General features: G+C 32.2%; 20 protein-coding genes and 1 tRNA gene. 15 read left to right on the top strand and 6 right to left on the bottom strand.

The annotated features are described in order from the left end of the window. Nucleotides 1-47: 47 nt before the first annotated feature. The gene (dusB, locus tag CSW08_RS06000; RefSeq protein ID WP_106658996.1) at nt 48-1,043 is read left to right on the top strand and encodes a tRNA dihydrouridine synthase DusB; all 996 of its coding nucleotides are present in this window, start codon (nt 48-50) and stop codon (nt 1,041-1,043) included. A gap of 17 nt (nt 1,044-1,060) precedes the next feature. Here the strand turns inward: dusB and CSW08_RS05995 are convergent, their stop codons facing one another. Both CSW08_RS05995 and rbfA read right to left on the bottom strand, forming a co-directional pair. Further along, nucleotides 1,061-2,275 carry an ABC transporter permease gene (locus CSW08_RS05995; protein WP_106658995.1) on the bottom strand — a complete coding sequence of 405 codons (1,215 nt, stop codon included), beginning with the start codon at nt 2,273-2,275 and terminating at the stop codon, nt 1,061-1,063. Nucleotides 2,276-2,361: 86 nt separating this feature from the next. Next, nucleotides 2,362-2,766 (bottom strand): 30S ribosome-binding factor RbfA, encoded by a 405-nt coding sequence (gene rbfA, locus CSW08_RS05990; RefSeq protein ID WP_106658994.1) that lies wholly within the window; start codon nt 2,764-2,766, stop codon nt 2,362-2,364. Nucleotides 2,767-2,867: 101 nt separating this feature from the next. On the opposite strand from rbfA, the gene mce reads away from it, so the two are divergent. Both mce and CSW08_RS05980 read left to right on the top strand, forming a co-directional pair. Further along, complete coding sequence (mce, locus tag CSW08_RS05985) at nt 2,868-3,269, top strand: methylmalonyl-CoA epimerase (RefSeq protein ID WP_106658993.1); 402 nt, start codon at nt 2,868-2,870, stop codon at nt 3,267-3,269. Between the two features lie 55 nt (nt 3,270-3,324). Then, a tRNA-Ile gene (locus tag CSW08_RS05980) sits at nt 3,325-3,398 on the top strand. Nucleotides 3,399-3,570: 172 nt separating this feature from the next. On the opposite strand, the gene CSW08_RS05975 is transcribed toward CSW08_RS05980, so the two are convergent. Further along, nucleotides 3,571-4,617 carry a hypothetical protein gene (locus CSW08_RS05975; protein ID WP_106658992.1) on the bottom strand — a complete coding sequence of 349 codons (1,047 nt, stop codon included), beginning with the start codon at nt 4,615-4,617 and terminating at the stop codon, nt 3,571-3,573. Nucleotides 4,618-5,007: 390 nt separating this feature from the next. On the opposite strand from CSW08_RS05975, the gene CSW08_RS05970 reads away from it, so the two are divergent. The 12 genes from CSW08_RS05970 to CSW08_RS18180 all read left to right on the top strand — a co-directional run bounded on the left by CSW08_RS05970 (nt 5,008) and on the right by CSW08_RS18180 (nt 20,420). Further along, nucleotides 5,008-5,889, top strand: coding sequence for a DUF4007 family protein (locus CSW08_RS05970; RefSeq protein ID WP_106658991.1), 882 nt, complete (start codon nt 5,008-5,010; stop codon nt 5,887-5,889). After that, nucleotides 5,879-9,100, top strand: coding sequence for a hypothetical protein (locus CSW08_RS05965; RefSeq protein ID WP_106658990.1), 3,222 nt, complete (start codon nt 5,879-5,881; stop codon nt 9,098-9,100). Before CSW08_RS05970 ends, CSW08_RS05965 begins: the two co-directional genes overlap by 11 nt. Beyond that, nucleotides 9,097-10,200, top strand: a complete 1,104-nt coding sequence (locus tag CSW08_RS05960) for a phosphoadenosine phosphosulfate reductase family protein (RefSeq protein WP_106658989.1) — start codon at nt 9,097-9,099, stop codon at nt 10,198-10,200. The genes CSW08_RS05965 and CSW08_RS05960 overlap by 4 nt, the downstream gene beginning before the upstream one ends. 64 nt (nt 10,201-10,264) lie before the next feature. Beyond that, the gene (locus CSW08_RS05955; RefSeq protein WP_157831431.1) at nt 10,265-11,857 is read left to right on the top strand and encodes a hypothetical protein; all 1,593 of its coding nucleotides are present in this window, start codon (nt 10,265-10,267) and stop codon (nt 11,855-11,857) included. 6 nt (nt 11,858-11,863) lie between these two features. Further along, nucleotides 11,864-12,976 carry a hypothetical protein gene (locus tag CSW08_RS05950; protein ID WP_106658987.1) on the top strand — a complete coding sequence of 371 codons (1,113 nt, stop codon included), beginning with the start codon at nt 11,864-11,866 and terminating at the stop codon, nt 12,974-12,976. A 4-nt stretch (nt 12,977-12,980) separates the two neighbouring features. Then, entirely contained in the window at nt 12,981-13,916 is a 936-nt protein-coding gene (locus CSW08_RS05945) for a hypothetical protein (protein ID WP_106658986.1), read from the top strand. Between the two features lie 11 nt (nt 13,917-13,927). Next, nucleotides 13,928-15,070, top strand: a complete 1,143-nt coding sequence (locus tag CSW08_RS05940; protein WP_106658985.1) for a cysteine desulfurase family protein — start codon at nt 13,928-13,930, stop codon at nt 15,068-15,070. Continuing rightward, complete coding sequence (locus CSW08_RS05935; RefSeq protein WP_106658984.1) at nt 15,063-17,270, top strand: DEAD/DEAH box helicase family protein; 2,208 nt, start codon at nt 15,063-15,065, stop codon at nt 17,268-17,270. The genes CSW08_RS05940 and CSW08_RS05935 overlap by 8 nt, the downstream gene beginning before the upstream one ends. A 10-nt stretch (nt 17,271-17,280) precedes the next feature. Beyond that, the gene (locus CSW08_RS05930) at nt 17,281-17,511 is read left to right on the top strand and encodes a hypothetical protein (protein WP_106658983.1); all 231 of its coding nucleotides are present in this window, start codon (nt 17,281-17,283) and stop codon (nt 17,509-17,511) included. After that, nucleotides 17,508-19,694, top strand: a complete 2,187-nt coding sequence (locus tag CSW08_RS05925) for an AAA family ATPase (RefSeq protein WP_106658982.1) — start codon at nt 17,508-17,510, stop codon at nt 19,692-19,694. Before CSW08_RS05930 ends, CSW08_RS05925 begins: the two co-directional genes overlap by 4 nt. A 1-nt stretch (nt 19,695) precedes the next feature. Next, complete coding sequence (locus CSW08_RS05920) at nt 19,696-20,214, top strand: glycoside hydrolase family 15 (RefSeq protein WP_106658981.1); 519 nt, start codon at nt 19,696-19,698, stop codon at nt 20,212-20,214. A gap of 29 nt (nt 20,215-20,243) precedes the next feature. Beyond that, nucleotides 20,244-20,420, top strand: coding sequence for a MerR family transcriptional regulator (locus CSW08_RS18180; RefSeq protein WP_162495542.1), 177 nt, complete (start codon nt 20,244-20,246; stop codon nt 20,418-20,420). A gap of 62 nt (nt 20,421-20,482) precedes the next feature. Here CSW08_RS18180 and CSW08_RS05915 read toward each other — a convergent pair whose 3' ends face one another. Genes CSW08_RS05915 through CSW08_RS05905 form a run of 3 tightly spaced genes read right to left on the bottom strand, consistent with a single transcriptional unit; the run spans nt 20,483 to nt 21,961 of the window. After that, nucleotides 20,483-21,421 (bottom strand): HipA domain-containing protein, encoded by a 939-nt coding sequence (locus CSW08_RS05915; RefSeq protein ID WP_106658980.1) that lies wholly within the window; start codon nt 21,419-21,421, stop codon nt 20,483-20,485. Beyond that, nucleotides 21,411-21,746 carry a HipA N-terminal domain-containing protein gene (locus CSW08_RS05910; RefSeq protein ID WP_106658979.1) on the bottom strand — a complete coding sequence of 112 codons (336 nt, stop codon included), beginning with the start codon at nt 21,744-21,746 and terminating at the stop codon, nt 21,411-21,413. Before CSW08_RS05910 ends, CSW08_RS05915 begins: the two co-directional genes overlap by 11 nt. Further along, a complete protein-coding gene (locus CSW08_RS05905) occupies nt 21,743-21,961 on the bottom strand; it encodes a helix-turn-helix domain-containing protein (RefSeq protein WP_106658978.1) in 219 nt (72 codons plus the stop codon). The genes CSW08_RS05910 and CSW08_RS05905 overlap by 4 nt, the downstream gene beginning before the upstream one ends. Nucleotides 21,962-22,521 lie beyond the last annotated feature (560 nt).

The raw sequence follows: 22,521 nt of genomic DNA, 5'->3' as shown, positions 1-22,521 counted from the left end.
TTAGTTAGATAAAATAAAAACACTAATTTTGCACAAAAATTAATGGCTTGATAAAAATACACAACATAGAACTTCCTGATTTTCCGTTGCTTTTAGCGCCTATGGAGGATGTAAGCGACCCACCGTTTCGTGCATTGTGCAAAGAGCAAGGCGCCGATGTGGTTTATACCGAGTTTGTGTCTAGCGAAGGTTTGATTCGTAATGCTGCTAAAAGCATTATGAAGCTCGATATTTATGAAAGGGAACGCCCAGTAGGGATTCAAATATTTGGTGCGAATTTAGAAAGTATGCTCCAAACCATTGATATTGTTGAAAAATCCAATCCAGATATAATAGATATTAATTTTGGTTGCCCAGTTAAAAAAGTCGTTAGCAAAGGTGCCGGCGCAGGCATTTTAAAAGATGTTTGTTTGATGGAACAGCTTACGGCCGAAATGGTAAAACGCACAAACATCCCAATTACCGTAAAAACCCGTTTAGGTTGGGACCATGATTCCATAAGAATTGTTGAGGTTGCCGAAAGATTGCAAGATGTTGGTTGTAAGGCCATTGCCATTCACGGACGTACGCGCGCTCAAATGTATAAAGGAAGTGCCGATTGGAAACCCATTGCCGAAGTCAAAAACAACCCGCGCATGCATATTCCTGTATTTGGGAATGGCGATGTAGACACGCCTGAAAAAGCCATGGAAATGCGTGATATTTACGGATTGGATGGTGCGATGATTGGACGTGCCAGTATTGGAAACCCTTGGTTTTTTAAGCAAGTAAAGCACTTTTTTAAAACCGGAGAACATTTAGCACCAATCTCTATTGAAGACCGTGTAGACGCAGCGCGCAGACATTTGCAAATGGCGATAGATTGGAAAGGCGAAACTTTAGGTGTATTTGAAACCCGCCGTCATTACACCAACTATTTTAAAGGCATTCCGCATTTTAAAGATTACAGAACCAAAATGGTCACTAGCGACGATGCAGATGATGTATTTGCTGCTTTCGATGAGGTTCTTGAAGAGTATTCTGATTATCAGTTTACGGAGTAGTTCTTAGTTTTTTCAAACTAATGATTTTCCACGAGCGTTTTAGTAATTCGAACAGATGCTATTTTAGATGCTATGACACCTAATATTGAAATAGTAACAAATACAATCAACACGTTTATCGCTTTAATTGTAATAGGATAGGGAAGACTTGGTGTGATATAAATTTTAAGAAACTCAGGTCCATAAAGTTGATTTGCTGCGAGCACTAACCCAATTAAAATGCCTATAACACCGCCACCAATACTCATTAAACTGCCTTGAAAAAAGAAAATTTTCCTAATATCCTTAAGCGTTGCTCCCATATTGAAGAGGGTACTTAATGTTTTCTTTTTATCTAAAATCATCATGATGATAGAGCCAATCACATTAAATACGGCAATGATTAAAACCAATGTAAAGATTAAATACACCGCTAAATTTTCAGTATTTAACATTTTATAGAGTTTATCATTAAGCTGTTCCCTGGTTTTTAAAACAACTTTATCACCTAAAGCCACTTGTATTTTTGTTATGGCATCCGTTCTATCAGCGCCGTCTTTCAACTTAAATTCTATGGCAGATATTTGATTGGGCTTATAATTAAGCAAATATTCGACTAAACTAATCGGTGCATACACATAAGTATCATTCAAAGTTTCATTGATATCAAAAATGCCAACATTAATAGCATTTACAGAACTATACGCACTTTTTATGGAGGTAATTTGTCCTTTACCGGGCTTGGGCACATAGATGTTTATGGCTTTGGCATAATCTAAAACTCCAAACGATAAATTAGCTGAAATGCCCCAACCCACAGCAATTTGATTGGTGTCCTGTTCAAACCATTTACCTTGTACGATAACGGAATCTATGGCATTAACACGCTGAAAATGTTCATCAACTCCTTTAATAGTTGCCAAGTAGTTTTTTTCATCAAACCCAATAATAACGCGCTCTTCAATAATTTTAGAGTAAGACGCAATAGCTTCAATATCATTTAATTTTGAAATGTCCTCATCACTTAAAATAAAGGATTTACCAACAGCTGTTTCAGCTTTTAAATCAGGGTCTACGATACTTGAAAATTGAAGTGTAAAATCTTTTAAGCCAGCAAACCCAGACAGCACAACAAATAATGAAGCAGCACCTAAAACAACACCAACAGCGGCAATGATGGTAATAAAATTAATAGCATTGTTACTGCTTTTAGAACGGAGATAACGTTTTGCTATGTATAAGGAAACATTCATAACGATAATATTATGAAAAAATAATTATTAAATGAATGTTCAAGCTGTCCATTAAAAAACAATAACAACCACCAGATTAAATTCAATTAAGATTTTTTTCTTTTTTCTAAAATAGTTGGGTCTTTAATAGGGTTTTCAGTGCCTTTTAAGGATTTTTCAATTTGGTCAATATACTCTAAAGAATCATCAACAAAAAACTCCAAATTCGGCATGCGTCTTAATTGATGTTTGGTACGTTGTGCCAGTTCGTGTTTGATTAAAGGCGTATTCGATTTTATACCTACCAAAAGATCTTTAGCCTTATCATTTGGAAAAATACTTAAATATACTTTAGCAACTGATAAATCTACCGTTACCTTCACTTTAGACACCGATATTAATATACCCTGCATGCCCCCTTGCGTGGCGGCATTTTGAAGTACATCAACTAAATCGCGTTGTAATACAGATCCTATTTTTTTTTGTCTTTGACTTTCCTCTACGTTGCTCATTTAATACCTATTAAAGGTTTATACCGCAAAAATACAGGATATTTAAAGATAAGCTTACTTTTAGTAACAAAATTTGTATCTTACTTAAAAAGGGATTTGTAATGAAAAATATAGAACACATAGGAATAGCGGTTAAAAACTTAGATGACGCTAACGAATTGTATACCAAACTATTTGGGAAACCATCTTATAAAACTGAAGTTGTAGAGAGCGAAAGCGTTAAAACATCGTTTTTTAAAGTAGGAAACAATAAAATTGAGTTGCTGGAAGCCATGGATGAAAATGGTATAATCGCAAAGTTTATAGAAAAAAAAGGGGAGGGTATACACCATATCGCTTTTGAGGTTGAAAACATTAATGACGAGATAAAACGATTAAAAGACGAAGGGTTTGTTGTTTTAAGTGATGTGCCAAAACAAGGGGCTGATAATAAGCTAGTTGTTTTTTTGCATCCAAAAAGTTCCAATGGTGTATTAATAGAGCTTTGCCAAGAAATTATTTAAACAAATTATTTTCTTGTAGAGTTATAAAATTAGTATTAAATTCGCAGCCAATTTCGGTCCTATAGCTCAGTTGGTTAGAGCACCTGACTCATAATCAGGTGGTCCCTGGTTCGAGCCCAGGTGGGACCACTAGTAAAATCAAGGCTTTACAGAGTTTTAACTCTTTGAAGCCTTTTTATTTGCAAACAATTTGCAAACAGCATAAAATTTAACATTTTTTAACAGAATTTCGTGGGTATTGTTTTGTTTTGGGTGTTGCTGTTTCTTTTTTGGCATTTTATTCTTAGTGACCTACTATCTATTATTTATAATCGTCATATTCACCTAAAGTATCATCCTTTTTTGATATAATTGGATCAAGCCAATCTGCTTTAGCCTTTGCCCATTCTATCCAATTTTCTAAAGATGCATCTAGATAATTATTCCTAATAGCATTTTCTCTTTTTGCATTAATAAAAGCCCTTATTTGTTCTGCCTTTCTATAACGCGACGAATCCTCATGTAGACGATTAAATTTTTCAATTTCGTTTTTCCTAATTTGTTTTATTTCTTCTTCTATTTTTTGTTGGCGTTGTTGTTGCTCTCTTCTTAATTCACGTTCAATATCATTAGCTCTTTCTTGCATAGCCTGTTCTTCGAAATATTGTATTATATCTGGAATTTTAGCTTCTAACTTAACTTTTTTAGAATCATACCATTCCTTATCAGGATAATCATCTCTTTTGAAAACTAATTCTCCAATAGGCACTAATTCTGTTTCATTCCAAAGACCATTATTTTTTATAATAATTCGTTTACTTTTTTCTCTTAGGTATATTGTAGATTCAATTCCATAAACAGTTATAATAGTCCCATAATGTTCTTTATGGGATATGGTGTGACCTCGTTGTTTAGCTAATTTTATGAAGGTATCCATAAAAATTAGAGACCTCGATACAAGTTTTGGTGTTACCGTAATATTTAATATTCCTTTTGAGGTTGTAACCATACCTTTGGCTCTGTGCCAATGAGATATTTCTTTGCCTGACAAATCTTTTTTGGCTATAGTAACTAGGTCATCTGGTTTTGAAAGCTTCTTTGGCACTTTTAATATAGGTTTGCTTTTAGCTTGTTTATTAATTTCTAGTTTAATGACTTTATTGAAATCTCCCTGTAATAATGATTTTTCAATTTTTTTTCCGTGTTTTAGTTTTGACCAATAGCCATTCTTTGGTGTAGGGATGTCAAAATCTATACACACCTTTTTTATGTGAGATGCTTTCACATTTAATTGTTTAGATAGCGTAGTCTTAGGTATAGACCATACAAAATCATAAAGTTTTTTGCGAGTTATTTCTTTGTAGTTCATGGTTTTTTAGTAAAAATGCGAGATAATTAGCAAATTTTACTAATACTTTCTACATTTACAATTGTTGATTAGACTGGTTGCATAAAAGCGAGCTCACTTTTTCTAAGTTAGAAACTAGCATTAACGGTTTATGGAGTTCTTAACCTTGAATTACTTCATAACACTATAAAAATATTTACATTACTATTAAATAAATATTTGCACGAAAATTAAAAACTTTAGAACGGGTAAAACATTTCAATTGAATATTGTAATTGCAAATAAAAAAACGATCTATTGCTGTTAACTATAATTTAGGTGTTGATAATATGTGTTTTTTCGGCTTAAAAAACAGTAAAAAATTGGTTACTTTGTGTTTTATAAAATTACAGGTTTTCACAAGAAAAATTAATGATAGAAAGTTCAGAAATCACAAAATATACATTTTCTGGCCACGATTCTTTTCAGTGCCGTCAGCTTTGGCTTAAAAAGGGTTATGACTATGTGCAGCAAAGAAAGAATTTTAATGAAGAAGATGCAGTTGTTCAACTTGGAGTTGGGAAAAATATGGTTTCATCCATTCGTTTTTGGCTGAAAGCTTTCAATATTATTGACAACAAAGACATTCCAACTGAATTTGGCAGGCGATTATTTGATGATGAAACTGGTTATGATCCTTTTTTGGAAGATGAAGCTAGCCTTTGGCTTCTGCATTATCAATTAGTGAAAAATGGTTTTGCTACTATTTACTCCATCATTTTTAATGAGTTCAGAAAAGAGAAACTGTTCTTTAACAAAGAAACCTTTGTAAACTATGTGAAGAGAATTGGTGAGAGCAATCCCGATTTGAATTTCAATGAAAATACGGTTGCAAAAGACTTTATTGTTTTCGCAAACCTCTATAAAAATGACCCTGAAAGTAAGGATGTTGAGGATAGTTTTTCTGGCATTCTTTCTGAAATAGAACTTTTAAAGACAACTGGAAAAGGCAAAGAAGAACAATTTTACATTGAAAATTCTGAAAGAGATAATCTCCCCGAAGCGATTGTATTGTTCACAATACTTGATAATTCAAACTACGGAAACTCTATAAGTCTGAATTCCTTGGAGTTTGACTTGAATAGTCCGGGTTCAATTTTCGCTTTAAATCGCTCTGGCTTGATGAATAAAATTTCTGAAATAGTAAGTGAATTTAAAGACATCACTTTTACTGACCAAGCAGGGATTAAAGAGTTGCAATTCAAGAATAAATCAGGCGCTTACAAAATATTAGACACATACTATGGCAAATAATTTCACAACATCGGTAAATATTATCAGGGACACTGATAGGGATTTCAACTACATCCCAACTCCCAATGCTAGTCAAGTTGTTAGCCAAATAGTTAACGACTTTAAAAAAGGAATTCGTTCTTTTAATATCGTTGGCACTTATGGTACAGGTAAATCTTCCTTTCTTTTGGCGTTTGAACAGAGTGTTAGAGGAACGAAACGCTATTTTGAACCGAATTTCATAATAAAACCTAAATACGATTTTGTAAAAATTGTTGGCTCATACGCTTCCATAGTAGAACTGTTTGCAGATGCTTTTGAGGTTAAAACTAACAAGAATCAACAGGAAAATATTGTTTCAGAAATATTCAATCGTTATCATTCAATTGGAAAGGAAAACAAGCTATTATTTATTCTAATTGATGAGTTTGGTAAGTTTTTGGAGTACGCAAGTAAACACAATCCTGAAAAAGAGCTTTATTTTGTTCAGCAATTGGCAGAGTTCTGTAATAATCCAAAACACAATATTGTTTTAATCACGACTGTCCACCAAAGTTTAGAATCTTATGCTTATTCATTAAGTAAAGCTCAACAACAAGAATGGACAAAAGTAAAAGGACGTTTCCGTGAAATTACTTTTAACGAGCCTGTTGAACAACTTTTGTTTTTGGCATCTGAACACATTTCGGAGAATTTTGAAACCAAGACTTCAAAATCAGAAATTGATAAATGTTTGAAGTTAACCACCGAAACAAAGGCATTTAATTTCAATAAAGACTTCCTGAAAGAAATTGCTTCTAAGCTATATCCGCTTGATATTCTTTCAGCTAATATTCTTACACTTTCATTGCAGAGATACGGACAAAATGAAAGGTCATTATTTTCTTTTCTTGAATCATCAGACCATACAGGATTGGCAAAATTCAACAAAAAGGAAAATCCGTTTTACAATTTGTCAAATGTTTACGATTACCTAAATTTCAATTTCTACTCGTTTTTAACATCAAAATATAACCCTGACTTTTCTGCTTGGAGTTCCATTCGTTCATCAATCGAAGAAGTGGAAAGAGCATTTGACTCAAATATCAACGATTACATCAAAGCAGTCAAAACAATTGGACTTTTAAATATCTTCTCTGCAAGTGGTTCAATCTTGGATTTGAGTTTCTTTATTGATTATTTAAAAACTACTTGTGGTGTATCAGATGCCAAAGAAGTCATTAAGAATCTAGAGACAAAAAATATTATTCGTTATCGTTCACATTCAAAACGATTCATTCTGTTCGAAGGAACAGATTTGGACATTCAAACAGCATTGATTGAAGCTGGTAATAGAATTTCGGAAGTTGCAGATATTACTACACTTTTAAATAGGCATATTCAATTTAATCCAGTCTTTGCAAAGCAATATTCATTTTCTACAGGAACGCCTAGGTATTTTCAATTTAGAATTACTGAATACCCCATAACTAATGAAACTCCCGAAGGAGAAATTGACGGCTTTGTAAATCTTGTTTTTAACGGTAAGTTAAAAGAAAGCGACATACAAAATAAATCCAAACAACAAGAGGAGGCAGTAATTTACTGTTTTTTCAAAAACTCTATTGAGATTAAAAACCTATTGTTTGAGATTGAAAAAATTCAAAAAGTAATTTTAGAAAATGAAAAAGATAAAGTTGCAATTAGAGAATTGGAAAGTATTAATTCATCGCAAGTACGTTTATTAAACCACTATATAACAGATAGCATTTATTCAGGCAGTAAAGATGTGAAGTGGTTTTTTAATGGAGCAGAAAAGAAAATTAATGATAAAAAGGACTTCAATAAACTACTTTCTCAAGTGTGTAGCATTGTGTATGATGCCACTCCTGTTTTCAAAAATGAATTGGTAAACAAGCATAAAATTTCATCTTCTATTCATACTGCTAAAAAGAATTATTTTAAGGCTTTGGCGAATGATTGGGATAAAGAAAATTTAGGCTTTGAAGATTCAAAATTTCCACCTGAAAAGACAATCTATTTATCCCTTCTCAAGGAAAATGGCATTTCACCAATAAGAGAAAACTCTTTGGATGTAATTTCCATTCATGATAATTCAACTTTCAATAGATTATGGAGAGCATCGGAAGACTTTTTAGAAAGTGCCAAATCTGAACAACTCAAAATCTCAGAATTAAGTGAATTGCTGAGCAAAAGACCTTTCAAACTAAAACAAGGATTAATTGACTTTTGGATTCCTACATTTTTGTTTTTGAAACGTGACGATTTTGCAATCTTTAATGAAGATGGTTATATCCCTCAACTATCCGAGGAGAATTTAGGATTGATTTCAAAATATCCCAATGATTATTCTATAAAAACATTTCATATTGAAGGTGTAAAATTGGACATTTTTAATAGTTATCGAACATTCTTAAACATTGCAACTGAACAAAAATTCGATAATAACTCTTTTATTGAAACCATAAAACCATTCATTGTTTTCTACAAACAATTGCCAGAGTACAGTAAAAACACAAAAAGACTTTCTCCATCTGCAATAAAAATTAGAAAAGCTATTGCAACAAGTAAAGACCCCGAAGAAACATTTTTTGATGCTTTTCCGAGTGCTTTAGGTTTAACGCTTTCCACTTTACAACAAGATAAATCTAAACTTCAAAGCTTTACAACTAGTTTACAAGATTCCGTAAGAGAACTACGAACTGCTTATGATGAATTGGTAAAGCGTTTTGAGGATTTCATTTGTAGTGAATTTGTCGGGCAAACTTCCGACTTTGAAGAATACAAAGCGTATTTACAAAAGCGATTCACAAAATTGAAAAAGCATATGCTTTTGAGTAATCAAAAGACTTTTGTGCAAAGATTGGATTCGCCTTTAGACGACCGAAAAGCTTGGCTAAACTCTATAGCACAAGCTGTGATGGGAAAAACACTTGAGAACTTTTCTGATGAGGATGAAGTTATGCTTTATGAACAGTTTAAAGCAATGATTTTAGCTCTCGATAGTTTAACTAAAATCTCAAAGTCTGATATTGATGAAAGCAAAGAAGAAGTGATTGGTGTTAAAATAGATTCATTCTTTAGTAAAATTGACCCAAAAGTGGTAAGAGTTCCAAAAAACAAAAGCAAAGAAATTGAGCAATTGAAAAATGAGCTTAGAAATAAATTAGGTAAAGACAATACTTCAAACGTTGCGGCTGTCTTGAACCTACTTAAAGAATTATTACAATGAGCAAAGTAAGACACGTATTAGGTATATCAGGAGGGAAAGATAGTGCTGCTTTGGCAATTTATGTCAAAACTAAATATCCGTCCATTGATTTAGAATTCTATACCTGTGATACGGGTAAGGAACTAGATGAAACCTATCAATTAATAAAAAATTTGGAGGTTTATCTCGGAATCAAGATTGAGCTTTTGCAGGGTGCTGAAAAAAGTTCAGAAGACCCATTTGACCACTTTTTAAAAATGTACGGTGGATTTTTACCTTCTTCCAATGCTCGTTGGTGCACTAAAAAACTGAAACTAGACCCTTTTGAAAACTATGTTGGTTCTGACCCGGTGATTTCTTATGTTGGAATTCGAGGTGATGAAGAAAGAGAAGGCTATATTTCTACAAAAAAGAATATTCAATCCATATTTCCATTTCGCAAGAATATTTGGAGCCAAGATGTTGTTGCCAAATTGTTAGCCAACCAAAACATGGAGCAACTTTTAGCAATGTCCAAGAATATAGACTTTGGCAAAAATCAAGAAAAAGCTTTTCAAACAATTAATCGAAAAGTGGATACAAGTTTCACACTAGACCAAAAGCTAAATATTTTATTGGATGCCAATGTGAAAGCATTTAATCATTTGGTTTTTGATTTTCTGAAAACAACGGATTATCCTCTAGCAACCGAAGCTACATTTCCACTTTTAGAAAATGATGAAGTATTAGTGCGAGACGATATTTTTAAAATATTAGAAGAAAGCGGTGTAGGTGTTCCTGCCTACTACAACAAAATTGAATTTGAGGTTAACGGAAAAAAAGGAGAATACGCAAGAAGTCGTTCGGGATGTTTCTTTTGCTTTTTTCAACAAAAAATTGAATGGGTTTGGTTGTACGAACAACACCCTGATTTGTACAAGAAAGCTATGGAGTACGAGAAAGACGGCTACACTTGGGGACAATTTGAAAGCTTGGAAGAATTGATTCAACCAGAAAGAATGGAGAAAATCAAAGAAGAGTATATTAAAAGAATGGAAAAAAAATCAAAAGCCAAATCACCTTACCTAGTGGACATCTTGGATGATGTCGAAGGAGAAGGTTGTGCGGCTTGTTTTGTATAAAATGAAAGAGGTATTTAATTTATATTTAAACAATTGCTACCAAGCAATGATACACGAAAACGAATTGATATTTGAGTTTAGTGAATATCATTATACTTTTACGTTTGATATAAAAGATGATTTTGAAGAAGAAATTGATGAAGACTTTTATTCCTACAATACTTTAGATGATACTTCAAAAATCGAACGTCTTTTAGACGAGATAAGTGAATTTACGTCATTTGAAATTAAAGGTTATGAATACCTAGGATGGAGAGAAGACTTGACAGAAGGTAAGTCTATCACCAACGAAATGTATTCATTAATTAAGCAAATCAACTTATATGGAAAAAATGCTATTCAAAACCATTATACAGATATAAAGTATGGTGATGCAATGTGTCCAGATGCAGGAAATTATATGTTTTCAATAGAAATTTCTGAAAAGTTCTGGTGGGATGTTGAATTTGCAAAACATATTGTGAAAATAAAAATTGATTCAATTGTCGTCCCTGAATTTTATACAATCTTTTTTCGCAAGAATCAGCCGATAAAAGATGACAAGTCTTTACCAATTTTATCTACAAATACAAAAGTTAGACGCTTAGGTTATTTCAAAATTTTATCCCTTTTCCTTGATGAAAATAAGCAGATTCCTACTAGTAATATCAATAAGAGATTTGAAACTTTCTGTTTAAAATATAAGGATGTTTTAGATAATAGTGAATTTAACAAAGGGTTAATTAAAGAAACTAAAAATGGGATTTCAGCTAAGCCATACCTAGAAATGGCAATTGACATTGAATTGTTAAACAAAATAAATAACATACTCTATGTTGGTAAATCTTTGAAAGTATATCAAGCATTAAAAAATGACTATAGTAAATCTTCAAATATTTTTGAATTAACCACATTTGACAAAATGTATTTTTTAGAGTGTATTTTAAGATATGATTATTTCTATTTCAGCAATCTGTTGGAGTTAATTTATATTGAAGGAAAAGCAACCTACTCAAAAATAGTTAGTGAGTTTCAATCCAAGTTAATTAAAAGTTTGGAAGAATATAAAAAACAAAATCAATACTCTTTTCAGGGATATAAAAGCCCAACATATAACTCAGATAGAAAGGTAGTGAGTAAGCTTGACATTATCTTAAACAGAATTAGAAAATGGGAAAAAGCGGAAGTGTATTTGGAACATTTAATTATGCCTAGGTTAAATTGGATGTTGGATTTTGGAATTATCAGTTTTGATAATTCAAAAAATGAATATAATATAGAAAAAATAGGCGATAACTTATTTAAGCATTTATGTATATGGAATGATATTAATACTGAAAAAATAATATCACCATCTAAATTTCTTGACAATTTTATGATTCATCTTTTTGATGACTGTTTTAACAACAATATTGTTTCTAATCCGGACGATATAAAGTCAATATTGGACCGAATTTATAAGCACATTGAAAATAGTTTTGAAATTTTTAAAACGCTCGCCCCAAATAGGGTTACAGCCTCACAGGCAGCTAACTACACCAAATATAAACTTTATATGGACGATAAAATAAAAGTGGGTTATAGCTTTATACTAAATAAGTTGTCTGAGAAAGAACAAGATAAATTCATATTCAAATATCAAGAACAGTATCAAGACGGCTACATCCAAATAAAATAATAAATAATGGCAGACTTCAAAGCAACATACAAGTTAAAAACGAATCCATTTCGTTTAACACCTGCAACAAACCCTGACGAATTAGTTTGGGCAGGGTTCAAAGATGTAAAAGAGAAATTTGAAAAAAGAATTGAACGTAGTATTAGAATACCTAATTCTACTTTGGTTTTAAATTGGGGGGAATATGGAAGTGGTAAAACACACGCTGCAAGATTTTTCAACAAGAAAGATGTTTTACAAGCACTTGCAGATAAAGCTGGAAAGGCTATTCCTTATTCAGCGGTTATATCATTACCCAAAGGTAAAGAACCTATTTACAGCATTTACATTTCTATAATTGACAAACTTAACATTGAAGAGTTAAGAAACACTTTTTCTGATATTGTTGGTGATTTGAATGCTTATATTGATTCAATCGGCTCAAACCTTCATATCCAAAGTGTTTTGAAGGCTGTTTTTAATTCTGACATACAGCACTTAGACATTAAAAAGTATTTGTACGGGAATATGAATGCCACTGAGCTGAAATCACTAAATGCATCTGGTATATTACGTTCATTAAAAGACGATACCGATTACAGTTCAATTTTAGCGGGATTGTTTTCGTGTTTAACCTATAACAAACAAAAGTTTTCGTGTGTAATTCTTTGGATTGATGAGTTTGAAGACATTGCAGTATTAAACAATTCGAACATTGACAAGACTAATAATTTCATCAGAGAGATTTTAGATACCGTACCCAACAATTTGCTACTGTTTTTGAATCTTACTCAATCAGCATTAATTTCTGTGGAAGATTTAGGACAATACGTTTATGAAAGCGTTAAATCAAGGATAAAAGAAAGAATCAGCTTTGATTTTCCAAATCCTGATATATTTAAGGAATATTTGAGAGAGTTGATAGCAATCTTTAGAGAAGGTAATGATCAAAACCCTTATTTTCCATTTGAAGAAAGTGTAATTAATAGTTTAATTATAGAGCTAGGTAGTGTTTCATTAAGACGCTTTAACGAATCATTATCTTTATTAATTGAGCTTTCAGATATGGACAATAAATGCCCTATAAATATGGAAGTTTATGAAGAATATAAGGATGATATAATTTGGGATAAAGGTTAATGTTATGGGAAATGTATGTTGTTTATTGGATGCCTGTACTGTGATTAATCTCATTCATATTGATGAAGACGATTTCTTATTAAAAAAGATTAAATCATTAGAATTAAAGAAGTCAAAACCTATTGAAATTCTTATTGATGAACTTGTTTTTAAGGAGATTCAAGTAAATGTCAATGATAGATTAAAAAGTGGATTATCCAAGTTTTCTGATTCAAGTAGGATTGGAGGAATAAGAAAGGAAATTGATCAAAAGCTTAGTTTTTTTAGAGGTAAAAAGAATAGAAGTGCAGAAATGATAAGCGAACTAGGAAATGAGTACTATGAGCAAATTAAAAATCAGGTTGGATACACCAAGAAAATAAATGGTGAATTATGCTCCACCGCATATGCCTTATATCTGAGCAGGCTTGATGAGAAAAAAGTTTTTTTCTATACCGACGATTATCCAGCTAAAGATTTTTTTTCAGGGTATTTTGAGTTTCAACAAATAGGTCAAATAAAAGATACCGTAGATTTTTTAATTCTAATTTACTGGTTAGATGATGATTTTAATAAAAGTCAACTGAACAGAGTTTTAAGCGAACTTTATTCCCAATATGCTATTGAAGTTGCCTTGCTCAAAGAACGCTTAGTAAAATTTCATAATGAAAAAGTGAATGGTGCTTTTATAAAGTCTAAAAAGGAGATTGCCTTCAAACTAAAAGACTTGATAAATAAACTTCAAAAGCTAGAGCTTCAAAACATTCAATCTTATTTTGAATATTTTGAAGTTAATAAAACCAAATGCAAAGAATTGTTTGAAATCATAAAACAATATTATTCAGTTTTTCAGATTGAGTCAAATAATCAATCTGAAACTCTATTAGAAAAAATAAAAAGGACAAATAGATTAATAGAAGCCCAAAGAATTTATAAATGGAATGATTTAATAGCTAGTTAATAATTGAAGCCTTGAACTCTAAAGTTAAATTTCTCGACAACAACTCCACCACCCCCATCGACCCAAGGGTGCTTGATGCAATGTTGCCTTTTTTACAAGACAACTTCGCCAATCCAAGCAGCACCCACCATTTTGGTCAAAGCATTAATGAAAAAGTAAAACAAGCTCGTGAACAAATAGCTGATTTTATCAATGCAGATTCAAATGAACTTATTTTTACAAGTGGAGCAACCGAAGCTAGCAATATTGCCATTAAAGGAGTTGCAGAAAGCTATTCTAATAAAGGAAAACACATCATCACGGTTTCAACTGAACACAAAGCGGTTTTAGACACTTGCAAAGACTTAAAACGAAAAGGTTTTGAAGTTACTTTTTTGTCAGTTTTACAAAGTGGTTTGATTGATTTAGCAGAACTTCAAAAAGCCATCCGACCCGATACTATTTTAGTTTCTGTAATGTATGTCAATAACGAAACTGGAGTAATTCAACCCATTAAAGAAATTGCAACCATAGCTCACGACATGGGGGCTTTATTTATGACAGATGCCACACAAGCGGTCGGTAAATTAGAGATTGATGTTAATGATTTAGGCATTGATTTACTTTGCTTTAGTGGCCATAAAATGTATGCTCCAAAAGGAATCGGAGCCTTGTATGTAAGAAATAAAACAAAACTCACCTCACAAATTCACGGAGGTGGTCACGAACAAGGTTTAAGAAGTGGAACATTAAATGTTCCTGGAATTATTGCTTTGTCAAAAGCTTGTGAATTAGCCAATCAAGAAATGACACAGAATCAAAATACTATTTCTGAATTGAGAGATCGTTTGGAAGCAGAATTACTAAAGCTACCTAACACTTCTCTAAATAGTGTTTCACAAAATAGAATTTACAACACGGCCAACATTTGTTTCAAAGGACAGGATGCCAATGTTTTGATTGGCAGAATGAAAAATATTGCAATCTCCAATGGCTCTGCTTGTTCATCAGCAGTTGTTGAGCCCTCACACGTTTTGAAAGCTATGGGATTAAGTGATGATGATGCTTTTGCATCATTACGATTTTCACTAGGTAAATTCAACACAATAGAAGATGTCGAAACTGTGATTCAAAAAATAAAAGAACTTACACAACCAAATTTTAATTATGCTTAAAGATTGCGATTGGTCATTAGATAGAGATTACAAAACTGGTTCAGAAAACGAACCCTTGCAATTCTATTTGGACGGATTAGCCAATAGCAATGAGTTTAGTTTGTTGTTGGGTTATTTCAGTTCTTCCGCTATCAATCTGCTTTCTGTTGGTTTCGCAACTTTTATCAGCAAAGGTGGCAAAATGAAAATGGTTATCAATCATTTGCTTTCGGCAAAGGATAAAGAAGCAATTTCCCGAGTAGAAGAAAATCCCAATGAAATAAGAGTGTTTGATTTAACCGATATTGTTTCGCTAGGTAGAGTTCTTGATGAATATGACACACACTTTTTTGAATGTTTGGCTTATCTCATTTCTGAAAAGAGAATTGAGATAAAAGTTGTCAAGCCCAAAAACGGAAAGGGAATAGCACATTATAAATCAGGGGTTTTTAGTGATGGTCAAGATGCTGTCGGCTATCAAGCATCTTGCAATTTTACCTATTATGGACTTTCTGAAAACATAGAACAACTTGAAGCTTTTTTGAGTTGGGAAAATGGCAGGTCAAATAAGCTTATCAGAAAGCAACTTAAATTAATTGACGACTATTTTACTGAAAAAGATGAAGATGTTGAATATATCTCCGTTAGTGACATTGAAGTTGTACTAAAAGACAGATTTGGTAAAAAGGATATCAATGAATTGTTAGTGCAGGAAGAACAACTACTAAGGAAAAAGCAGAGTTTGATTTCAAACCCCAAGCTCAAAAAAACAATTACCAAGCTTTTTAGTGAAATTGAGATTATTAGACGAACTCCAAAATTCCCATATTCAGAAGGCCCAAGAGAATATCAGATTAATGCTTACAACAGTTGGGTAGCCAATAATTACAAGGGAATGTTTGCAATGGCAACAGGAACAGGTAAAACGATTACTTCCCTCAACTGCCTGCTGAACGAATACAAAAAAACAGGAATTTATAGAGCGATTATTACAGTACCAACAACAGCGTTGGTTGAACAATGGAAAAATGAATGTGCCAAATTCAATTTTAAAAACATTATTACGGTCAGTTCAAAAGAGAATTGGGATAAGAATCTTGCGTTTTTCAATACCGCTTCAAAACTGATTGACACTTCGTATATCGTCATTGTTACTTATGCTTCATTACCAAGACCTAAGTTTCAAAGCTACTTTACGCAACTTCCTAAAGACACTATTTTAATTGCTGATGAAACGCACAACTTAGGTTCGCAAGGACATTTAAGATTGTTGCCAAATATCCAACTTGAAAAACGAATTGGATTATCTGCAACGCCACACAGAAAATTTGATGAGGCAGGTAATCAAGCCATTCAAGAGTTTTTCAATGATGAGCCGCCTTATATTGTTTCGTATTCAATGGAAGAAGCGTTGAATATTGGTTGGTTGTGTAAATACACCTATCATCCTCACATTGTAAAGCTAACAGACCAAGAGATGGAAAAATACAAGGAACTTTCTCTCCAACTGTTACGAATGGGCTTATTTGATAAAGAAACTGGCAATTTCAGAAGTACTCCTGAAATTGAAAAGAAACTCCTAGAAAGAAAACGAATCATTCACAAAGCAGCCAATAAATTAGAAGCATTCAAAGCGATTCTAAGAAGTGAATTTGATAAACGCAAGAATCTGAAATATACATTGATATATGTTCCTGAGGGCATAGAAGCAAATTTTGACGAAACAGATTTTAGTGTTGAAACGGATGATGAAAATAGATTGATAAATGAATACACAAAAGCGGTTAGCAATACAGATGATTCCGTGATGGTGAAACAATTTACAGCTAATTCAGAAAACCGGGAGGATATCTTAAAGAACTATGAAGATGGAAAAATTCACGTTTTGACCTCAATGAAATGTTTGGATGAAGGTGTTGACGTACCTCGTTCCGAACTAGCCATATTTTGTGCTAGTACTGGAAATCCAAGGCAATTTATCCAAAGAAGAGGTAGGGTTTTGCGATTGCACAAAGATAAAATTCATGCGACTATTCACGATTTAGTAGTAGTTCCCGAAGTCGGGGGTGAAGAAAATACGTTTGAAATGGAAAGAGGTTTAGTAGGGAAAGAACTTGAACGAGTAGTCGACTTTGCTAATTTAGCAATGAATAAAACCGATACTTACGAAACGCTTAAAAATATTTTGGACTACTATAATTTGAACCTAAACGATTTATAATAATATTCTTATGGCAAGAAAAGACGATATACTCAAAAGTTTTTTAACCCACGAGTTACTTGAATCCAAGTATGAACTTAAAAAAGAAGAACTCCCTAATACGGTAAGGGAAGCATTAAACTCAGATAAACCTATTGTTAAGGCAATTGCATTGATCGTAGAAGGCTTAGAAAAATCGCCCACTGCCTCAGATAATGAATTAAGAAACAGTGTTCTTCAGTTTTTAAATACTGCAATATGATTATTAAAAAGATACAAATAGAGAATTATCTTTGTTACCATAGTGTAAATTCATTCCCGTTTGAGGATGGCCTAAACATTATTTTAGGTGAAAATAATGAAGGGAAAACTAAGTTTTTTGAAGCGGTTGAATGGTTATTTAATGGTAATTTTATTGATGTAATCAATTTAATATCAGCTAAAAAACTTAATGAAATAAGTTCAGGTGATAGCTTTAAGGTAAGCGTCTCAATGATTGTTGAACAATATGATACTGAATCTAAGATTACAAGAAGTTTTACAGTTAAAAAAAAATTGAATAATGATGTTGAAACTTCAGTTGTTGTTTTCGAGGGTGAAGAAAAAGATAAAAATACAGGAGAAAGAATACCGAAAAACGCACAAAATTTACTTGATAGAGTTTTTCCATTTCAAATTCGGAAGTATTCAATGTTCAAAGGTGAAACTAAACTTAATATTTTTGACAATGACGAAGCTTTAGCCAATTTAATAAACCTCTTTTCAGATGCTAGACACTATGAAAAATATACTGAAAAAGGTTTATTCTTAAGAGATAAGGCTGAAAAAGCTGTTGAGCAATCGACAAGGCAAAATCAACAAAATCAAAGAGCTTATGATTTATTAGAAGGAGAAATAATGCAACTCCATAGAGAAAGAGACAGATTAAAGATTCATCTTAATAGTACTGAAGAAGAAAAAAACAAATTAGAAAAAAATATTAAAGAAGCCGAAAAGTATGCTAATAATGCCCAAATACTTCAAACAATAAATACAAGAATAGAAAATATTGAAAATAAAATTTCATTATCAGATAGAATAATTGACTACAATTTCACTACATCACTTTTTGATGAAAATTGGATTTTAGTGAATTTCGAACCTTTCCATAAAAAATTTGCGGATAAAGTGTCTTCCCACAGTATAATGCATAGAGAGTTACAATCTGAATATGACAAACATTTAGGCTTTAAAGAAGGAGAGAGGAAAGCCAAGGCAGAATTATTAAATAATGCCGTTCCTCTTCCAATTGGTGTACCATCAAAATCGCATATGGAGGAAATGCTCAAAGAGAAAATTTGTAAAGTTTGTAATAGACCTGCCCACGCAAAAGGCTCGGAAGAAGAAATTAAAGCCTATAATTTTATGATGGAAAGGCTAAAATCCTATTTGGAAAGTCAAGTTGTTAAAGAAAGTGAATCTGAAAAAAATGAGCCATTATTTAAGTTTGATTATACCAATAGGCTTGAGAATTTGAGCGTTAGTCATGAAGACAATCTTAAAAACCTAAGATCAATTAAATCTGACATTAAAGACAAATTTGAGTTGATTAATGAACGAGAAAAAGAAAAGAGGGAACTTGAGGAACTTTTAGAAAAAGAAAAGGAGGATAGAAATCGAATATTAGGTAATTCAACAATCGCTAATGAATCTGAATTGTTAAATGTATTTAAGAATTATACCTTTTGGCAAGAAGACTTGAAGTCTATTAATGAAGACTATTATAAACTGAATACAAAGTTTCAAGATATTCAAAGCCAAATCAAGTTAAAACAAGATGAAAAAGATAAGATTGATCTAAATTCTGCCAGTTCATTCTTGTTAAAAACAAGAGATCTCATGCGACATATTGAAACAATATTTATCCAAACTAAAGAAAAGAAATTTGAAGAATTTATTGACAAGCTAGAGAGTAAATCAAATAAATATTTAAATCAAATTAATGTTGAAGCATTTACAGGACAGATTAAATTTTCAAAAAAGAAAATTGGTGGCGATAGAATAAAAATTGAAGTTTCACTTTTAGAGTCAGGCGGCAGATACTTTGTTCCAGGTACGGCTGTCCGAACTTCGATGAATATTTCTATTTTGCTGGCAATTTCAGAACTTGCTAACGAAGTTAGGGATGAAACCTATCCAATGATATTTGATGCACCAACCTCTTCTTTTGGAGAAACTAAGACAGGAGATTTTTTAAATCTAATTAATGATACTTCAAATCAAAAAATTATACTCCTAAAAGACTTCATTGGTTCAATTAAAAATTCTGATGGTACAATTAAAGATCTATTTATCAAAGAAGAATTTAATTCTATAAAGCGGAATAAGGCTTTTTGGGTCAAATTAGAAAGACCATTTGATAAAAGAGAATTATCAACTATTAATACTGAAGTAAACTCATTATAATATGAAGAATCTATTTGAAAAATGGAAAACTAAAATCCCAAAATACAGTGAGGTTCATAAAGACTTATTTATATCACTTTCTCAAAAATTTGGGGCAGAAGGTGAGAAGAAAATTAACTTTGGTAAGCATTTCAGCACTAACTATGAACTATATATGTATGCTTTCTTTTTAGGACTTTACAATAATGAATTTGCTCCAATCGCTGATGGGGAAAAGAAAACGGATTTTAGTCATCATATTCAGTATTGGGGCAGCAAATCAACTGTGACAACACGACAAGACTTTACCAACTTACAAGAAAATATGTTTATTGCACTTGTAGCAGAAACGGACATAGACTTAATTGCACTTGAAAAAGGGGAATTGGAAGAAGATGAAGCAGTAAAATCTTTAATCAAAACAATGGAATCTTATACCAATGGAGGATTGATTTTGATAAAGGAAAAATTAGAGGAAAACCCAAACTATTTTCTTCAACCGACTTCATTTTTGAATATGATACTTGATATAAACCTCTGAAATCTTAAAAATAAGAAAAGGTAAAAAAGATGAAGTCGAGGGATGAGCAAAATTTAACAAGTAAAGAAGCCAAGGAATTTCTTAAAATTCAAGATTGTGAGTTGGCTCATATAAGAAATTCTGGAAAATTAAAATTCATAAAAAAAGGAAATGCTTTCCTTTATAAAAGAGAATCTTTAGAAGCTTATAAAAAGGCATTGTTATAGGTTCTGTTTATCCACTACTTAAAAGTATTTTTATGCTTTTAAATAAAATTTAGATAACAAATTTATTCGATTTTTGTATAACGCTGTAATACTAACTCAATATACCTGACCTTCATATCATCTGATAAAAATGAGTTTTTAATCCATTTTATAACAATGCTTTTCTTTTTATTAAAACGATTAAAAACACCAGCGATTTGTTTATTGGTCAAATTTAAGCTTTGACCTAGAGCTTCAAAATTAGAACGTGTAAGCTTGCTTTTTTTACCTTCAATAGTCAACGCCATTTCTTCTTTATCATCAGGGTTTACTATGGTTACATTCAGCAAGTCATAGGCAGGGGATAATAACCAGCCAGAATTAGACTGTATCATCGAGAAGTTTTTAAGATGCATATCATTATTGCCAGTTAGGAAACTAAATACTGCTAATTCAAAAAAGAAAATTTTATCCAATACTGTATTACTTGAATACAAGCCTAAAGCTTTCCCAATTTTCTCCATGGAGCTTTTGTATTTGTCAAATGCTTCGGTAATTTGAAACATATCAAGCATATGAATCTTTTCATTATCATCTGTTCTATCAATGCGTTTTGTAATATAAGATAACTCTCCAGACTGCAAACGAATTAAACTAGACTTGACTGTCTGTATACCAAAGGCTTCTGCAATACGCATGGTTACATGTTCATTTTGAGGCATATCGGGATAGTCTTTTGATGGGGGTTTAAAAATGAAATTTCCGCCTAAAGCTCCAACAACTGTTAATCGAAAGTTGGTATTTTGGGTCATATCATTTACTATTGACAGAGATAATTTCGGCTGTACGCCTGGAACAGCGACACTGCGTTCAATAACGTCCTTTGCGAGTTCGGACATTTGGTCTAATGAATATTCTAGTTTAGGGGGTGTTTCTGTTCCAAAAAAAGACAAGCTACATGCTTTATGAAAGTCTGTTTCATGGTCAAGTGGTTTGTAGCAGTATAAACAATTATGCTTCATTGTCTTCTATTATTGGTTGTACACTAACGGCTCCTATGCAGTTTTGGCAACAAGCAAGTAATAAACCCATACGATCGTTAGGGTTTAATTTCCAATTTTTAGTGGCAATGCTTAAGAGCCAACCTTCGGGAATTAAACCTTCAAAAAACGGAAATAAACGATTGCTTTTGTAACGCTCTGTTCTAACTGGCATTGAAAAGGTTATAAATTGACTGCTATAATTTTTAATGTAATTGTTAGTGTATTCAAACAGGTAATCACCATCATCAGTTTCTGTGAGAATACCTGCAACTATTTCGTTGTAATATATGGATGCTTTTCTCATTTTAAATGATTTTTAAGCACTTTTGAATCTACGGGCGCAAGCTCATGTCCAAACATGCTTAATACAAGATTTACCTTGTCCATGTTTAGATTGGTTTTACCTTGTTCTATTTTTCTAACCACTGTTAATGCAACGCCAGCACGCTCTGCAAACTCTTCTTGAGTAAGATTGACGTCTTTTCTACGGGTTTTTACAAATTCTGACAACTCGTTCATTATATGTTTTTAAATATAATTTTAGCCAAATATAATGAAATTATATGCAAATGCGTATATTTAGTGTATAAAATATGTTTTTATATGTTTATACGTATAAATATATATGTTTGTGTTATATAAAATAAGTCTTAAAGCTATTAATCCAAGTTGAATAAGCCCTACTTCCAGCACATATTTTTTCTTTCATTCAGCAAAAAAAACTTCATTCTATAAAAAATAAGAGCTTACAGTTCCGCGCAATATTAGTTATGGCATTTTAGGATATTTCATTTATAAAACCTAAAATGCCATAACCAATATTTTTAGCCCGCCCGCAATTTAGAATTTCTATTGAAATTTAGAAATGGCATCCTAATTATTCCAATGAGCTTGGAACTTTTCCAAAGAAAGTTATAAAATTTGTTTCTCAACAGATTGCATAATCAGGCTCATACTTCGCTCTTTTTATAAATCTTTATGAGCTCCAAATTTTAAGTTGTAACAGTTTGGAAAAGGTAACAGCGAGGGCGCTATGGGAAGTAAATGATATGGAAAGGATGCTATAATGCCTTTTCATG

It is taken from the genome of Confluentibacter flavum (assembly GCF_002843175.1).
Lineage (GTDB): Bacteria > Bacteroidota > Bacteroidia > Flavobacteriales > Flavobacteriaceae > Confluentibacter > Confluentibacter flavum.
The sequence above is the reverse complement of the archived record's forward strand: the minus strand, read 5'-3'. Positions and strand labels throughout refer to the sequence as shown.

What these genes read in the sequence shown, in the direction of transcription:
- mce (WP_106658993.1), top strand. Translation starts at nt 2,868, where the DNA reads ATGAAAAATATAGAACACATAGGAATAGCGGTTAAAAACTTAGATGAC.
- CSW08_RS05960 (WP_106658989.1), top strand. Translation starts at nt 9,097, where the DNA reads ATGAGCAAAGTAAGACACGTATTAGGTATATCAGGAGGGAAAGATAGT.
- CSW08_RS05945 (WP_106658986.1), top strand. Translation starts at nt 12,981, where the DNA reads ATGGGAAATGTATGTTGTTTATTGGATGCCTGTACTGTGATTAATCTC.
- CSW08_RS05970 (WP_106658991.1), top strand. Translation starts at nt 5,008, where the DNA reads ATGATAGAAAGTTCAGAAATCACAAAATATACATTTTCTGGCCACGAT.
- CSW08_RS05920 (WP_106658981.1), top strand. Translation starts at nt 19,696, where the DNA reads ATGAAGAATCTATTTGAAAAATGGAAAACTAAAATCCCAAAATACAGT.
- CSW08_RS05995 (WP_106658995.1), bottom strand. Translation starts at nt 2,275, where the DNA reads ATGAATGTTTCCTTATACATAGCAAAACGTTATCTCCGTTCTAAAAGC.
- CSW08_RS05910 (WP_106658979.1), bottom strand. Translation starts at nt 21,746, where the DNA reads ATGAGAAAAGCATCCATATATTACAACGAAATAGTTGCAGGTATTCTC.
- CSW08_RS05965 (WP_106658990.1), top strand. Translation starts at nt 5,879, where the DNA reads ATGGCAAATAATTTCACAACATCGGTAAATATTATCAGGGACACTGAT.
- rbfA (WP_106658994.1), bottom strand. Translation starts at nt 2,766, where the DNA reads ATGAGCAACGTAGAGGAAAGTCAAAGACAAAAAAAAATAGGATCTGTA.
- CSW08_RS05935 (WP_106658984.1), top strand. Translation starts at nt 15,063, where the DNA reads ATGCTTAAAGATTGCGATTGGTCATTAGATAGAGATTACAAAACTGGT.
- CSW08_RS05915 (WP_106658980.1), bottom strand. Translation starts at nt 21,421, where the DNA reads ATGAAGCATAATTGTTTATACTGCTACAAACCACTTGACCATGAAACA.
- CSW08_RS18180 (WP_162495542.1), top strand. Translation starts at nt 20,244, where the DNA reads ATGAAGTCGAGGGATGAGCAAAATTTAACAAGTAAAGAAGCCAAGGAA.
- CSW08_RS05950 (WP_106658987.1), top strand. Translation starts at nt 11,864, where the DNA reads ATGGCAGACTTCAAAGCAACATACAAGTTAAAAACGAATCCATTTCGT.
- CSW08_RS05905 (WP_106658978.1), bottom strand. Translation starts at nt 21,961, where the DNA reads ATGAACGAGTTGTCAGAATTTGTAAAAACCCGTAGAAAAGACGTCAAT.
- CSW08_RS05930 (WP_106658983.1), top strand. Translation starts at nt 17,281, where the DNA reads ATGGCAAGAAAAGACGATATACTCAAAAGTTTTTTAACCCACGAGTTA.
- CSW08_RS05975 (WP_106658992.1), bottom strand. Translation starts at nt 4,617, where the DNA reads ATGAACTACAAAGAAATAACTCGCAAAAAACTTTATGATTTTGTATGG.
- CSW08_RS05925 (WP_106658982.1), top strand. Translation starts at nt 17,508, where the DNA reads ATGATTATTAAAAAGATACAAATAGAGAATTATCTTTGTTACCATAGT.